Source organism: Burkholderia sp. AU33423 (assembly GCF_002223135.1).
In the GTDB taxonomy this organism is placed as follows: domain Bacteria; phylum Pseudomonadota; class Gammaproteobacteria; order Burkholderiales; family Burkholderiaceae; genus Burkholderia; species Burkholderia lata_D.
Genome location: NZ_NKFH01000008.1, coordinates 24,192 through 37,719 on the forward strand (window position 1 = coordinate 24,192; position 13,528 = coordinate 37,719).

Here is a 13,528-nt window from a genome sequence, read left to right on the forward strand (position 1 = left end):
CTGCGGGTCGGTCGACCCGGGGCTCCGGTACTGTATGAGAAATTCCGGCGACACGGAAGACGGCGAGATCAACGACCGCCTTTGCCCACACGACGACGCCGGCGCTCGCCCCGGACACCGGACCCTCTATGCCGCCTCGGCACGATCCAGATTCATTGCACCCTCGGGTGCAGGCATCACCATCAGCATCAATTGATGCTTCGATCCTTTCCGGAGGCGCGCCATGCGCACGACCTTGTCCCTTGACGACGCCCTGCTTGCCAAAGCGCAGCAATTGACTGGCGTGACCGAAAAATCGGCCTTGGTGAAAGAAGCGCTGCGCGCGTTGATCGCCCGCGAAAGCGCCCGGCGGCTCGCCCGGCTCGGCGGCACCGAACCTGATCTCGAATCCATCCCGCGCCGCCCGTCGGAGCCAGCATGATTCTTTTCGACGGCTCGCCGCGCATCCTGCCCACTGACGCGGCGAGATCGGCACTACCCAAACCTGCCATGCAAAAAAGGCGGAAGCGGCTCACCGGCCACTTCCGCCTTTTCGTTTGTTGCAACCGGCAAGCACCCAGGCTCACCGGTCGCAATGGATCGCTCCCTCAATCGAAGTGCGTCATCACTCCGCCTTCCCGTCCCGCAGCCGCGGAATCGCGAGCGGATTGCTTTCCTGCAACCCTTCCGGCAGCAGATCGTCCGGGAAATCCTGGTAGCACACCGGCCGCAGGAAACGGTCGATCGCCGTCGCGCCGACCGACGTGACGGCCGGGTTCGACGTGGCCGGGAACGGCCCGCCATGCACCATCGCGTCGCACACCTCGACGCCGGTCGGGTAGCCGTTGACCAGCAGGCGGCCCGCCTTGCGTTCGAGGATCGGCAGCAGCCGGCGCGCGAGCGGCTTGTCGTCGGCGTCCATCTGCAGCGTGGCCGTCAGCTGGCCTTCGAGTGCTTCGAGCACGCGCGCGACTTCGTCGAGATCGCGACAACGCACGATCAGCGACGCCGGCCCGAACACCTCGTGGCTGAACGCCGGCTCGGCCAGGAACGCCTGCGCACCGACTTCGTACAGCGCGCCGCCGGCCTGGCAGTCGGTCTGCGCCGCCTCGCCCGCGCCGATTTCACGCACGCCCGGCAGCTCGGCCAGCTTGCCGCGGCCGTTGCGATACGCATCGGCGATGCCGCGCGTGAGCATCACGCCGGCCGGCTTCTTCGCCAGCGCCTGCGCGGCGACGGTTTCGAAGCGGTCGAGATCGGGGCCGTCGATTGCGAGCACGAGGCCCGGGTTGGTACAGAACTGGCCGACGCCGAGCGTCAGCGAATCGACGAAGCCCGTCGCGATCGCGTCGCCGCGCGCGGCCAGCGCAGCCGGGAACAACACGACCGGGTTGATGCTGCTCATTTCCGCATAAACGGGAATCGGCTGCGGACGCGCGTTCGCGTGCTGCACGAGCGCCATCCCGCCCTGCCGCGACCCGGTGAAACCGACGGCCTGGATCGCCGGATGGCTGACCAGCGCCGCGCCGATCACACGGCCGGGGCCGACCAGCAGCGAGAACACGCCGGCCGGCATGCCGGTTTTCGCGACGGCGGCGCGGATCGCGCGGCCGACTAGCTCGGACGTGCCGAGGTGCGCCTCGTGCGCCTTCACGATCACCGGGCAGCCGGCCGCGAGCGCCGACGCGGTATCGCCGCCCGCCACCGAGAATGCGAGCGGGAAATTGCTCGCGCCGAACACGGCGACGGGCCCGAGCGCGACTTTCTGCAGCCGCAGGTCCGAACGCGGCAGCGGCGTGCGCGCCGGCTGCGCGGGATCGATCGACGCGGCGAGGAAGCGCCCGTCGCGCACGACACGCGCGAACAGCCGGAGCTGGCCGACGGTGCGGCCGCGCTCGCCTTGCAGCCGCGCGACGGGCAGGCCCGTTTCGGCATGCGCACGCTCGATCAGCGCATCGCCGAGCGCGACGATTTCATCCGCGATCGCTTCGAGAAACGCCGCGCGGGCCGCGAGCGGCTGCGTGCGGTACGCATCGAACGCGTCGCGTGCGAGCTCGCACGCGCCGTCGACGTCGGCCTGCGTCGCGACGCCGAACGCCGGGGCCTCGATCGGCGCGCCTTTCGTCGGGTCGAACGCCAGCAAGGTGCCTGCCGAGCCGGCCACCGCTTCGGCGCCGATCAGCATCTCTCCTGTCAGTTGCATGGGATGTGCTCCGTGGTTCGGGAATGGATTGCTCATTGTAGCGCAACAGATACGATGTCTGCCGACAACATCGCATCATTCGCGCCGCCTGCGAAGGCGCCGACGATACACGCGCAAGCCTTGTCCGGCCAGCATATCGCGACTTTCCCACACTGTGACGACGATCCCCAAAGGGAAAACCCGAGGTTTATGAATCCGGGTATTCTCAATAAACTTTCGCTCATGTCATACGACGACGTACATTTAAAGTGAGCAATCAGACCTCCCCTCGCGAGCTGCCGCTCGACCTCGCGCGCACCGCGCGCCGGACCGCCGTGCGCTACTGGATCCTCGCGATGCTGTTCGTCGTCACGACGCTCAACTACGCGGACCGCGCGACGCTGTCGATCACCGGCACGCCTATCCGCAAGGCGTTCGGCATCGATCCGGTGACGATGGGCTACATCTTTTCGGCGTTCAGTTGGGCGTACGTGCTCGCGCAGTTGCCGAGCGGCTGGCTGCTCGACCGCTTCGGCGCGCGGCGCGTGTATGCGGCGAGCATCTTCCTGTGGTCGGCGTTCACGCTGCTGCAGAGCACGATCGGCCTCGGCGGCAGCGCCGCGTTCGCGGTCGCCGCGCTGTTCGCGATGCGCTTCGCGGTCGGCATCGCCGAAGCCCCGGCCTTTCCGGCGAACGCGAAAGTCGTGGCGAGCTGGTTCCCGACCGCCGAGCGCGGCACCGCGTCGGCGATCTTCAACGCAGCGCAGTACTTCGCGGCCGTGGTGTTCTCGCCGCTGATGGCGTGGCTCACGCATGCGTACGGCTGGCACCAGGTGTACCTGTGGCTCGGCCTCGCGGGCATCGCGCTCGCGTTCCTGTGGCTGCGGGTCATGAAGGATCCGGCCGACCATCCGGCCGTGAACCGAGCGGAACTCGAGCATATCGAGCAAGGCGGCGGACTGGTGCGCACCGCCGCGCGCAGCAGCAACGGCGCGCGCTCGGAGGGCAGCCGCGTGGCCGGCTGGTACTACGTGCGCCAGTTGCTGTCGAACCGGATGCTGATCGGCGTGTACCTCGGCCAGTACTGCGTGAACGTGCTCACCTACTTCTTCCTCACGTGGTTCCCGATCTATCTCGTGCAGGCACGCGGGATGTCGCTGCTGAAGGCCGGCTTCATGACGTCGCTGCCCGCGATCTGCGGGTTCCTCGGCGGCGTGCTCGGCGGGATGCTGTCGGACGGGCTGATCCGTCGCGGCGTGTCGCTCACGCTCGCGCGCAAGATCCCGATCGTCGGCGGGATGGCGCTGTCGATGGTCATCATCGGCTGCAACTACGTCGACAGCGAAGTGCTGGTGATCGTGCTGATGGCCGTGTCGTTCTTCGGCAAGGGGATCGGCTCGCTGGGCTGGGCCGTCGTCGCGGATACCGCGCCGAAGGAAGCGATCGGCCTGTCGGGCAGCCTGTTCAACATGTTCGGCAACACGGCCGGCATCGTCGCGCCGATCGCGATCGGCTACCTCGTCGGCGCGAGCGGCTCGTTCAACGGCGCGCTCGTGTTCGTCGGGCTGAACGCGCTCGTCACCGTATTCAGCTATCTCGTGATCGTGAAGGACATCAAACGCGTCGAACTGCGTCATCGCGACGCCTGACGCTCGGCTTCAAGACAAAACGACGGCGGCCGCATAAAACGGCCGCCGTCGTTGCATTCGACCGCCGGTATCCGCGGTCAGATCGACGAATGCGCGACGCGCAGCATGTCGTGCACGCCCGACGTCATCAGTGCAAGGAACGCGAGCAGGCCCACGTAGCAGAGCGCGTACGTCGTCTTCGTCTCGATCGACGTCGCGTAGTAAACGCGGTTCTCCGGCGCGTCGGGGTCGTAGCGCCACGCACGCTTCAGCTGCGGCAGCGCGAGGATCGCCATCACGATCAGCAACGGGCTCGGGCGGTACACGAACAGCGCGATCAGCACCGGCACGCCCGCGAACCAGATGCGCGGCGACAGCACCGCGGTGATCCGCCCGCCGTCGAACGGCGACAGCGGAATCATGTTGAACAGGTTCAGGAAGAAGCCCGTGTACGACAGCGCGAGCAGCAGGTTGCTGTCATAGTGGCGCGCGGCCGCGTAGCAGGCCAGCGCACCGAGCGTGCCGACGAACGGCCCAGCGAGCCCGACGTACGCCTCGGTTTCCGCGTCGTGCGGCATCTCCTTCAGCTGGATCCACGCGCCGACGAACGGGATGAAGGTCGGCAGCCCGACGTCGAGCCCGCGCCGCTGCGCGGCGATGTAATGGCCGGCCTCGTGCACCAGCAGCAGCGCCACGAAACCGGCCGCGAACCGCCAGCCGTAGAACACCGCGTAGACCGCGATCGACGCCAGCATGGTGCCCGCCGACACGAGCACCTTGCCGAGCTTGAGGCCGCCGAAGATCAGCAGCAACAGCTTCGTCATTCCTTGCGCTCCGTGCCGGATGCGTCGGAGACGCTGGATGCCTCGGCGACGGCCGGCACCGCGGCCGCCTTCGGCTTGCGCGCGAAGAAGCGCTTCAACGCCGCGCCGCCGGCCAGCAGTGCGACCGCGCCGATCTTGAAGAACTTCACCGCGAACGCGCCGATCAGCGCGAGCAGGCCGAGTTTCTTCGCGCCGACACCGACGATCAGCGCCGCAAGGCCGTACTCGGCGACGTGGTCGGTCGACTTGTTGAAATCGGCGTAGCGCTTGCCGTCGTTGAAGCGGATGTTCGACAGCAGCTCGTCGGCCGACGCCTTGTATTTCGGCAGATCGGCAAGCGTCGAAGCCATCGTCAGCGACAGGTAGCCGTCACGGCCGAGCACCAGCGTCCGGTAGTTCACGCCGTCGTTCTCGGCGTTCGGGGCCGCGCCCTTGTCGCGGATGATCGCGGACCACACGAGCCGGTGCGTGGCCGCGTCGTAGGCGGGCGCCTTCGCCCAGCCGACCACCTCGGTCTCCGGCAGGCCGCGCTCCTTGCGCCCCGGGTTGTCTTCCTCGGTGCCGGACTGCAGGCTCTTCAGCAGCTCGTCGGGTTTCCAGTCCTTTGCATCGTCATCGCGGATATAGCCGCTCGGCTCGAACGACACGACCGAGATCCAGTCGGCATCGGGATCATCGGGCAGCACGAGGCCGACCAGCTTGGATTCGTCGATCGAGTTGCCCATCGAGCGCAGGTAGCGGCCGGCTTCGGCGGCCGGCACGAACGATTCGCCGGCTTTCAGCTTCAGCACGGCTTCGTGTTTCACGTCGATGTCGGTCGGGCCCTTCACGACCGCGTCGTTGGCGGCCGCGGCGGCGGCCCTCATTTCCACCTGCGCAGCTTCGGTCTGCGCGTGGCCGGTGGTCGCGGCGAATGCAAGCGTCGCCACGCAGGCGAGCCGGACGGCAAGTTTTTTCATTGTTGGATTCCCCTGGAATGCCTTGTCGTAAATATGCACGGCACCGGCCCAGGCGCTTTCAATCGCGGGGCCGGCGTCGTCTCTCAGTTGGCACGGGGGCTATGGTAACGCAGCGCGGTGACACGTCCGGGGAACGGCGAGATGCTTACGTCGCAGGTAATGTCCATGGTGCGCGGGATTGCCTATCATCAGCACCATGAACCCGACCGCCGCCCTCCATTCGCCCTCCCCGTCCGCCGGCCGCGCGCCCGGCGTCGGCCCGCTGCTGCGCACGTGGCGGCAACGCCGGCGCCTGAGCCAGATGGCGCTTGCGCTCGACGCGGAAGTCTCCGCGCGCCACCTGAGCTTCGTCGAATCGGGCCGCGCGCAGCCGAGCCGCGAGATGGTGCTGCATCTCGCCGAGCGTCTCGACGTGCCGCTGCGCGAACGCAATGCGCTGCTCGTCGCGGCCGGCTTCGCGCCGCTGTTCCGAGAACGGCCGTTTTCGGATCCGCAACTGGATGCCGCACGCCATGCGGTCGAAGCGGTGCTGCGCGGCCACGAGCCCTACCCGGCGCTCGCCGTGGACCGCCACTGGACGCTGCTCGCCGCGAACCGGATGCTCGGCGCGCTGGTCGCGCAGGCCGACCCGGCGCTGCTGCAGCCGCCCGTCAACGTGCTGCGGCTGAGCCTGCATCCGGACGGGCTCGCGTCACAGATCGTCAACTGGCACGAATGGCGCGCGCACATCCTGCATCGGCTGCAGCGGCAGATCGATGCGAGCGGCGACCGCACGCTGCACACGCTGCGCGACGAACTCGCCGCATATCCGGCGCCGGCCGGCCAGCCCGACGACACGCAGGCGCGCACCGACTTCGCGGATATCGCCGTGCCGCTGCGGCTGCGCACGGCGACCGGCGAGTTGACGTTCTTCAGCACGACGACGGTGTTCGGCACACCGGTCGACGTGACGCTGTCGGAACTCGCGATCGAGGCGTTCTTCCCGGCGAACCCGGAGACGGTGGACGCGATGCGGGCGCTGGCGGACGCGTTGCCGGCGTAATGCGCGGCTAACCCGCCGCATCCAGAAACGTCACAGCCTGCCCTGTCGGCGCCCCGTTCAACGCGCCGTCGCGCACCACGACCTGCCCGCGCACGACCGTATGCACGGGCCAGCCTGTGACCGTGCACCCGTCATAGGGTGTCCAGCCGCTCACGCTGGCAATCCATTCGTCCCGGATGATGCGACGCGCACGCAAGTCGACGATGCTGAAATCGGCGTCGTAGCCCGCCGCGATCCGCCCTTTCCCCGCGATGCCGAAGATGCGCGCCGGCCCGGCACTGGTCAGGTCGACCAGCCGCGCGAGGCTCAGGCGGCCCGCATGCACGTGATCGAGCATCAGCGGCAGCAGCGTCTGCACGCCAGTCATCCCGCTCGGCGATTGCGGATAGGGCCGGCGTTTTTCATCGCGCGTATGCGGCGCGTGATCGCTGCCGATCACGTCGACCACGCCGTCGCGAACGGCCTGCCACAGCGCATCCTGATGATGCCGCTCGCGCACCGGCGGATTCATCTGCGCGAACGTGCCGAGCCGCTCGTAGCAATCGGGCGCGTGCAGGCTCAGGTGATGCGGCGTGACCTCCACGGTCACGCGATGCCGGTGCCGCGCGAGGAACGCCATTTCGTCGGCGGTGGACACGTGCAGCACATGCAGCCGGCGGCCCGTTTCGGCAGCCATCCCGACGATGCGCCGCGTCGCCGCCAGCGCGCTTTCCTCGTCGCGCCAGCGAGGATGATCCCGCACGTCGCCGCTCGCTTCCACGAGCGCCCGGCGCTCGCGCAACCGCGCCTCGTCCTCTGCGTGCACGGCCATGCGCCGCCGTCCGTTGCGCGCGATCCGGCGCAACACGGCTTCGTCGTCGGCCAGCAGATCGCCGAACGAACTGCCCATGAAGACCTTCACGCCCGCGCAGCCCGGCAGGTTTTCGAGCGCCGGCAGCCATTCGGCGTTCGCGGGCGAGCCACCGATATAGAACGCGTAGTCGCACCACGCACGGCCGCACGCGAGACCCAGCTTGGCCTGCAGATCCTGCGCGGTCAGCGTCAGCGGATGCGTATTGGGCATCTCGAAGATCGTCGTGACGCCGCCGAGCACCGCGCCGCGCGTGCCGGCCTCGAAGGTCTCCTTGTGCGTGAGGCCCGGTTCGCGGAAATGCACCTGGCTGTCGACGACGCCCGGCAACACATGCAGGCCGCCGGCATTCAGCAGGACGTCGGCGCGCCACGTGCCGTGCAACGCACCCAATGCGACGACACGGCCGTCCACGCACGCAATATCGATCTGCTCGGCCCCGTTGGGTGTCATCACCGTGCCGCCATGCACGAGCAGGTCGGCGTGACGTCGCTTCAGCGCGTCGCTCGCGCCTCCTTCACGTCGGTTGCGCTCGTCCATGACTCAGAACTCGTTCTGGATGTGCTTGTAGCCCAGCACCAGCGCATTGTTCGTACGTGCAACGTCCTCGGAGAAATCGCTCGCGTCGGCCGTCACCTGCGGCAACGCGGCGAGATCGGTTTCCGGCCCGATGCGCTCGGTCGAACGCACGTAGAAACCCGGCGGCAGATGACAGCCGTCGACGACCGCGTTGTAGCGCACCACGCAGCCGTCGTCGATGGTGCAGTTGAACAGCACGCTGTTGAAGCCGACGAACACGCCGTTACCGACCTTGCACGGCCCGTGGACGATCGCGCGATGCGCGATCGACGTGTTCTGGCCGATGGTGACGCTCGCGCCCGACTTCGAATGGATCACCACGCCGTCCTGGATGTTCGAATGCGCACCGATCACGATCGGCGCGATCCGGCCGCCGGCATCCGTTTCGTCGGCACGGATCACCGCGTACGGGCCGATGAACACGTTCTCCTCGACGATCACGAGCCCGCACAGAATGGCAGTCGGATCGACGAAGGCGCTCGGGTGAATCTGCGGCAGGTCGCCGCGCGGGTTCTTTCTGATCATCAGGATTCCTGCCTTGAAATGGGGCGGCCGCGCTTGATCCGCTCGAACAGGCCCGGATCGCGCCACTGTCCGGCGATAGCCGGCGCAAACACGATGTCGTCCAGGTCGATGCGACCCATGCGCGGGTTGAATGCATCGTCGCGAAAGCACTGCGCGTAACCGGTCTCGGTCTCATGAACGATGATCGAATGCAGCCGCACGCCGGCTTCGCCGTTCGACATGCGGGTGCAGGACAGCGCCGCATCGACGAGGCGAAAGAACACCCGTGAGAACTGCTCGGCGCTCGGCGACACGGGCAGCAGCACCCAGCGCTCGGAATGCCGGCGCATGCTCTCGACATAGCAAGGATCGTCGTCCGACCACAGCGTCACTGCGTGGTCGAACGCGTCGATCAGGTCGCGCACGTCGCCCTTGAGCAGCCCGAAGTCGTAGATCATCTGCCCATGATCCAGCGCGTGCGCTTCGAGCAGCAGCTCGACGCGATACGAATGGCCGTGGATCGAATGCGAGCAGCGCCGCGTGCTGCAGCCGCGCGCGACGTGCGCGTTCTCGAACCGGAACAGCTTGCGGATCAGCATGCGTCGGCGCCTTCGTGAACCGGCGCGGCCCAGGCCACCGCATCGTGCGGATGCAGGCTTTCCAGATGGCGCACGTGCACGCGCGGGGTCGCATGGTGGCCGTCCAGCGCGGCCTGGACCCGGCGCGCGGCATCCTCGACGAACATCAGGTTGCCGCCGTTCAGCACCGCGAATGCCTGCTCGTCCGCGCGCTTGACGGCCGTCTGCACCGGTGTGCCGAGCGCCTGCTCGATGCGATCGATCAGGTCGATCAGCCCCAGCGTCGCGCCACCGGCGGGCAACGCCACACTGACGACGGCTTCGCTGCGCTGGCTGTGCGGCGTGGCCGCCGTCGCGTGCCGTTTCAGCCACGCGGCGACCGCCGCCGGCTCCACGCGATCGTCGCGGCCGAACGCCGCCAGGAACGCCTGCTCGACCCAGTGCCGCGACAGCGCGGCGGAGCACGGGCACGTCGACGAATAGACGACCGTCACCTGCGCGCGCAGCTCGAACCGGGAGCCGGTCAGCGTCGCGTCGATCCGGACCGGATAGGCCTTCCATCCGGCCAGCCCGTCCGTCACCAGCGCGGCGCGGCGTGCCAGTAGGTCGAAGCGCAATCGTAGCCGCGCGCTGCGCGTGCCGCAGTCGCGATGGCTGTCGACCATCGCGTGCAGCACACGCTGCAGGCCGGCCGGCGACAGCGCCGCGCCATCGCCGAGCCCGTCGAGCAGACGGTACAGCCGCGACATGTGGATGCCCTTCACGTGCGGCGCAGGGAGATCGACCTGCACGTCGGCGCGCGCATGCACGTCGCGCCGGCAGCCGGGCTCGGCCACCGCAACGGGCAGGTCGATGCCCTGCATGCCGACCCATTCGAGCGGGCGGCCGCCCGGCGCGGCATCGGTCAGGGAAATATCGGGAAGGGGTGCGTTCATGCTCGGAATCCGGTGGAGCGCCTTCTCCATCCGGATCGATGCAGGAAGCGCGTTCAGGTCAGGGCCAGTCGCGAAACGGGTTGTCCCACGTGGTCCAGTGTTCGGGGCCGGTGGCCATCTCGGCGTCGGTCAGCAGACACCCGTCGAAGCGCGCGCGCAGCGCGGGCTCGTCCATGTCCATGCCGATCAGCACGAGTTCCTGCCGTGCATCGCCGACGTGCTCGTCCCAGCGCGCACGGATCTGCGCGACGGCTTCCGCGTCCTGCGGCCAGCGCTCGGGCGGCGTGGCCGCCCACCAGTAGCCCGCCGGCCCATGCCGCGCGACCGCGCCGGCCTGCGACCACGAGCCGGCGACGGTGGGGTGGGTGGCGAGCCAGAAGAACCCCTTCGAGCGGACGACGCCCGGCCATTCGCTTTCGACGAGATCGAAGAAACGCTGCGGATGGAACGGCCGACGCGCGCGATAGACGAAGCTGCGGATCCCGTACTCGTCGGTCTCGGGCGTGTGCGTGCCGCGCATCTCCTGCAGCCAGCCCGGCGCGCGCGATGCGGCTTCGAAGTCGAACAGGCCGGTGTCGAGCACGCGCTCGAGCGGCACCTTGCCGAATTCGGCGATCTCGATCCGTGCGCGTGGATTCAAACCGCGCAGCAGCGCGGCCAGCCGCTCGCGCGCGCTTGCGTCGGTCAGGTCGATCTTGTTGATCACGATCACGTCGCAGAACTCGATCTGGTCGATCAGCAGATCGACGACCGTGCGCGCATCTTCCTCGCCCATCGATTCGCCGCGCGACTGCAGGCTGTCGCGCGATGCGTAGTCGCGCAGGAAATTGAACGCATCGACCACCGTCACCATCGTGTCGAGCCGCGCGACTTCGCCGAGGCTGCGGCCGTCCTCGCCTTCGAACGTGAACGTCTCGGCCACCGGCAGCGGCTCCGAGATGCCGGTCGATTCGATCACGAGCTGGTCGAACCGCCCTTCGCGCGCGAGCCGGTCGACCTCGATCAGCAAATCCTCGCGCAGCGTGCAGCAGATGCAGCCGTTGCTCATCTCGACCAGCTTCTCGTCGGTGCGCGACAGCCCCGCGCCGCCGTCGCGCACGAGCGCGGCGTCGATGTTGACCTCGGACATGTCGTTGACGATGACCGCAACGCGCCGGCCCTCGCGATTGTTGAGGATGTGGTTGAGCAGCGTCGTCTTGCCGGCGCCGAGGAAGCCGGACAGGACGGTCACGGGAAGCCGCGTGGACGGGGGGAGTGCGGTGCTCATCGGGCGATTCCGGAAGGAGGGTGGGCGATCATCGAGTGATACATTGTATCGCAACGATATAACATATCATTTCAGACGTCCAGCATGCCGGTTAGGTTTTGTCCGGAGCGGACCGCGCCGCTCCGGCATCACGCCGATTACGCCGTCACGTATAGAGCGACGCCTGCGGCAACTCGCCCGTCAACGCGAACCGGCCCACGTCGCGCAGCCGGTAGTCGAGCGGATCGTGCAGCGTATGCGTGCGCGCGTTCCGCCAGAAGCGGTCGAGGCCGAGCGATGCAGCCGTCGCGCGTGCGCCGCACGCGTCGAACAGCGCCTCGCCGTTCTCGAGCGCCGCGCGCTGCGCGACGATCTTCGCCTCCGATACCGTGAGCGCCACCTCGGCGCGCTCGTCCGCCGTCAGCGCATCCTGCCGCGCCCATGCACGCTGCAACGCGGCGGCCGCGCGATCGGCCAGCGCCGCCGCGGCGATCGCCCGCACACGCATGTCGCCGAAGCGTTGCAGCGTGTACGGATCGTCGCTCGCCTGCGCGACGTCCGACTGAATCCACGGGCGGCCATGCTTTAGCACGTAGTCGCGCGCTTCCGCCAGCGCGCCTTCCGCGAGCCCGACGAACAGGTTGGTCAGCACGAGCTGCGACACGAGCGTGCGTAGCGTCGCGCGTGGTGTCGGCGGCGCCTCGGAACGGTGCAGCACTTCGTCTGCCGCCAGCGCCACGCCGTCGAAGCGCACGCTGCCGCTGTCGGTCTGGCGCTGGCCGATCGGATCCCAGTCTTCGTTGACCGTGATCCCCGTGCGATCGGTCGGCACCACGCCGAACACGGTGCGGCCGGTGTCCGGATCGTGCGCGGACACCGTCATCCGCTGCGAGCCGCGCGTGCCCGAACAGAAGCCCTTCACGCCATCGAGCCGGTAGCCGCCGTCAGGCGTCGCCGTGGCCACGAGCCGCGTGTCGAGCGGATTGACCGCATTGCCCCACCACCATTGCCGCTCGACCGTGCCGCGCAGATAGCGCTCGCGCTGCGCGGCGTTGCCCCACACGTCGACGCTCACCACCTGCAGGCACTGGAACCCGACGAGATGCGCGAGCGCGCTGTCGACGCGCGCGATCTGCCGGATCGCATCGTAGATCTCGGGCCATGCGGCTTCCTGCCCGCCGAACGCACGCGGCACCGCGAGCGTCAGCAGGCCGGCATCAGCGAGCCACTGCTTCTCCCGCGCCGCATGACCGCCCGCGCGGTCGCGCGCGGCGGCCGTGGTGCGCAACGCGTCGATCGCTCGCGCCAGCGCGGCGGGGTCGAAAGCAGGCGTATCGGTATCGGGCGCGAAGGTCGCCGGGCCGCGTGGATCGTTCATGCGACGGCTTCCTGCGCAACCGCTTGGCCCGACAGCGGGACGAGCGCGTCGAGCTGGCGGCCGGTCAGCCGCGACAGGATCTCGCGCCGCCAGTCGTCGTAGATCGCGCGGTATTCGGCGATATCCGCGCCGAACACGTGCGCGGTGTGCGCGTACTCGTCGTGCAGGTAATCGTCGAGCCGCGCCTGCGTTTCCTCGTCGGCCGCGATCACGCGATCGATCAGCGCGTCACGCTCGGCTACCGGCAGCGCCTGCAACGTGTCGAACCACCACTGGACGATCTGCACGCGATGCCACTCCTCGTCCGGCCGGATCCGGTTCTCGCCATGCTCGCGCATCGCGGAATCGCCGATACGGCCGGTCTTGCGCTGAATCCACAGCTTCGCGAGGATGTGCAGCTCGTAATGCCATTCGAACGCGAGAAAACCCGCGACGTCGCGCACCGCGATGTCGCCGATGCGCGCCCAGTGCGCGGCGACGAGCCGGTCGACTTCCGGCAGCGGGTCACGCCCCGTCAGTTCGGTCACGCGTTCGCGGCCGATCACCGCGTGCGCGCCGTCGTCGCCGAGCTGGCGCGACAGGATCAGCTGGAAATGCGGATCGTCGCGGAACAGCGTGTCGATCGCCTTCGCGACGACCTGCACGATGAACAGGTCGTGCGACGCCATCTTCGTGTAGTAGTCGGCGACGGCGGCCAGCTCGTCGCCGTGGCGCGGCTCGCGCGGCGGCGTGGCGAGTTTGTCGGGGAAGTCCGGACGATGGCGTCGCGCCACCTCCAGAAACAGCGCTTCCTCGAATTGTCCGTTCCATTCGCGCGGCGCGCCGATGGGCAAGGTCATAGTGT

The 13,528-nt window shown here is 68.3% G+C and carries 13 protein-coding genes; 3 read left to right on the top strand and 10 right to left on the bottom strand.

All coding sequences use genetic code 11. From position 1 onward, the window contains the following. Positions 1 to 223 precede the first annotated feature (223 nt). Complete coding sequence (locus tag CFB50_RS31425; RefSeq protein WP_069252544.1) at positions 224 to 421, top strand: type II toxin-antitoxin system VapB family antitoxin; 198 nt, start codon at positions 224 to 226, stop codon at positions 419 to 421. A gap of 183 nt (positions 422 to 604) precedes the next feature. On the opposite strand, the gene CFB50_RS31430 is transcribed toward CFB50_RS31425, so the two are convergent. Further along, the gene (locus tag CFB50_RS31430; RefSeq protein ID WP_089448478.1) at positions 605 to 2,182 is read right to left on the bottom strand and encodes an aldehyde dehydrogenase (NADP(+)); all 1,578 of its coding nucleotides are present in this window, start codon (positions 2,180 to 2,182) and stop codon (positions 605 to 607) included. Between the two features lie 248 nt (positions 2,183 to 2,430). On the opposite strand from CFB50_RS31430, the gene CFB50_RS31435 reads away from it, so the two are divergent. Next, complete coding sequence (locus CFB50_RS31435) at positions 2,431 to 3,810, top strand: MFS transporter (RefSeq protein WP_069252546.1); 1,380 nt, start codon at positions 2,431 to 2,433, stop codon at positions 3,808 to 3,810. 77 nt (positions 3,811 to 3,887) lie between these two features. On the opposite strand, the gene CFB50_RS31440 is transcribed toward CFB50_RS31435, so the two are convergent. Both CFB50_RS31440 and CFB50_RS31445 read right to left on the bottom strand, forming a co-directional pair. Then, positions 3,888 to 4,613 (bottom strand): site-2 protease family protein, encoded by a 726-nt coding sequence (locus CFB50_RS31440; RefSeq protein WP_069252547.1) that lies wholly within the window; start codon positions 4,611 to 4,613, stop codon positions 3,888 to 3,890. Further along, on the bottom strand, positions 4,610 to 5,572 hold the full coding sequence (locus CFB50_RS31445; protein ID WP_089448479.1) for a DUF2167 domain-containing protein: 963 nt from the start codon (positions 5,570 to 5,572) through the stop codon (positions 4,610 to 4,612). The genes CFB50_RS31440 and CFB50_RS31445 overlap by 4 nt, the downstream gene beginning before the upstream one ends. 196 nt (positions 5,573 to 5,768) lie before the next feature. Between CFB50_RS31445 and CFB50_RS31450 the strand changes: the two genes are divergently transcribed. Next, positions 5,769 to 6,614 (top strand): helix-turn-helix domain-containing protein, encoded by an 846-nt coding sequence (locus tag CFB50_RS31450; protein WP_089448480.1) that lies wholly within the window; start codon positions 5,769 to 5,771, stop codon positions 6,612 to 6,614. A 7-nt stretch (positions 6,615 to 6,621) separates the two neighbouring features. On the opposite strand, the gene CFB50_RS31455 is transcribed toward CFB50_RS31450, so the two are convergent. The 7 genes from CFB50_RS31455 to CFB50_RS31485 form a co-directional block, all read right to left on the bottom strand. Beyond that, positions 6,622 to 8,004: a dihydroorotase gene (locus CFB50_RS31455; RefSeq protein WP_089448481.1), complete on the bottom strand. Its 1,383-nt coding sequence runs from the start codon at positions 8,002 to 8,004 to the stop codon at positions 6,622 to 6,624. A gap of 3 nt (positions 8,005 to 8,007) precedes the next feature. Further along, positions 8,008 to 8,568, bottom strand: a complete 561-nt coding sequence (locus CFB50_RS31460; RefSeq protein WP_089448482.1) for a gamma carbonic anhydrase family protein — start codon at positions 8,566 to 8,568, stop codon at positions 8,008 to 8,010. Then, on the bottom strand, positions 8,568 to 9,146 hold the full coding sequence (locus CFB50_RS31465; RefSeq protein ID WP_089448483.1) for a 6-pyruvoyl trahydropterin synthase family protein: 579 nt from the start codon (positions 9,144 to 9,146) through the stop codon (positions 8,568 to 8,570). Before CFB50_RS31465 ends, CFB50_RS31460 begins: the two co-directional genes overlap by 1 nt. Next, on the bottom strand, positions 9,140 to 10,060 hold the full coding sequence (gene folE2, locus CFB50_RS31470; RefSeq protein WP_089448704.1) for a GTP cyclohydrolase FolE2: 921 nt from the start codon (positions 10,058 to 10,060) through the stop codon (positions 9,140 to 9,142). The genes CFB50_RS31465 and folE2 overlap by 7 nt, the downstream gene beginning before the upstream one ends. A gap of 58 nt (positions 10,061 to 10,118) precedes the next feature. Beyond that, positions 10,119 to 11,327 carry a zinc metallochaperone GTPase ZigA gene (gene zigA, locus CFB50_RS31475; protein WP_089448484.1) on the bottom strand — a complete coding sequence of 403 codons (1,209 nt, stop codon included), beginning with the start codon at positions 11,325 to 11,327 and terminating at the stop codon, positions 10,119 to 10,121. Positions 11,328 to 11,472: 145 nt separating this feature from the next. Continuing rightward, on the bottom strand, positions 11,473 to 12,684 hold the full coding sequence (locus tag CFB50_RS31480) for an acyl-CoA dehydrogenase family protein (RefSeq protein ID WP_089448485.1): 1,212 nt from the start codon (positions 12,682 to 12,684) through the stop codon (positions 11,473 to 11,475). Further along, positions 12,681 to 13,523 carry a hypothetical protein gene (locus CFB50_RS31485; protein ID WP_089448486.1) on the bottom strand — a complete coding sequence of 281 codons (843 nt, stop codon included), beginning with the start codon at positions 13,521 to 13,523 and terminating at the stop codon, positions 12,681 to 12,683. Before CFB50_RS31485 ends, CFB50_RS31480 begins: the two co-directional genes overlap by 4 nt. Positions 13,524 to 13,528 lie beyond the last annotated feature (5 nt).

Bases quoted from the DNA above. Each gene is read 5' to 3' on its own strand.
- folE2 (WP_089448704.1), bottom strand. From the start codon at position 10,060: ATGAACGCACCCCTTCCCGATATTTCCCTGACCGATGCCGCGCCGGGC.
- CFB50_RS31445 (WP_089448479.1), bottom strand. From the start codon at position 5,572: ATGAAAAAACTTGCCGTCCGGCTCGCCTGCGTGGCGACGCTTGCATTC.
- CFB50_RS31485 (WP_089448486.1), bottom strand. From the start codon at position 13,523: ATGACCTTGCCCATCGGCGCGCCGCGCGAATGGAACGGACAATTCGAG.
- CFB50_RS31455 (WP_089448481.1), bottom strand. From the start codon at position 8,004: ATGGACGAGCGCAACCGACGTGAAGGAGGCGCGAGCGACGCGCTGAAG.
- CFB50_RS31480 (WP_089448485.1), bottom strand. From the start codon at position 12,684: ATGAACGATCCACGCGGCCCGGCGACCTTCGCGCCCGATACCGATACG.
- CFB50_RS31465 (WP_089448483.1), bottom strand. From the start codon at position 9,146: ATGCTGATCCGCAAGCTGTTCCGGTTCGAGAACGCGCACGTCGCGCGC.
- CFB50_RS31425 (WP_069252544.1), top strand. From the start codon at position 224: ATGCGCACGACCTTGTCCCTTGACGACGCCCTGCTTGCCAAAGCGCAG.
- CFB50_RS31430 (WP_089448478.1), bottom strand. From the start codon at position 2,182: ATGCAACTGACAGGAGAGATGCTGATCGGCGCCGAAGCGGTGGCCGGC.
- CFB50_RS31460 (WP_089448482.1), bottom strand. From the start codon at position 8,568: ATGATCAGAAAGAACCCGCGCGGCGACCTGCCGCAGATTCACCCGAGC.
- zigA (WP_089448484.1), bottom strand. From the start codon at position 11,327: ATGAGCACCGCACTCCCCCCGTCCACGCGGCTTCCCGTGACCGTCCTG.
- CFB50_RS31450 (WP_089448480.1), top strand. From the start codon at position 5,769: ATGAACCCGACCGCCGCCCTCCATTCGCCCTCCCCGTCCGCCGGCCGC.
- CFB50_RS31440 (WP_069252547.1), bottom strand. From the start codon at position 4,613: ATGACGAAGCTGTTGCTGCTGATCTTCGGCGGCCTCAAGCTCGGCAAG.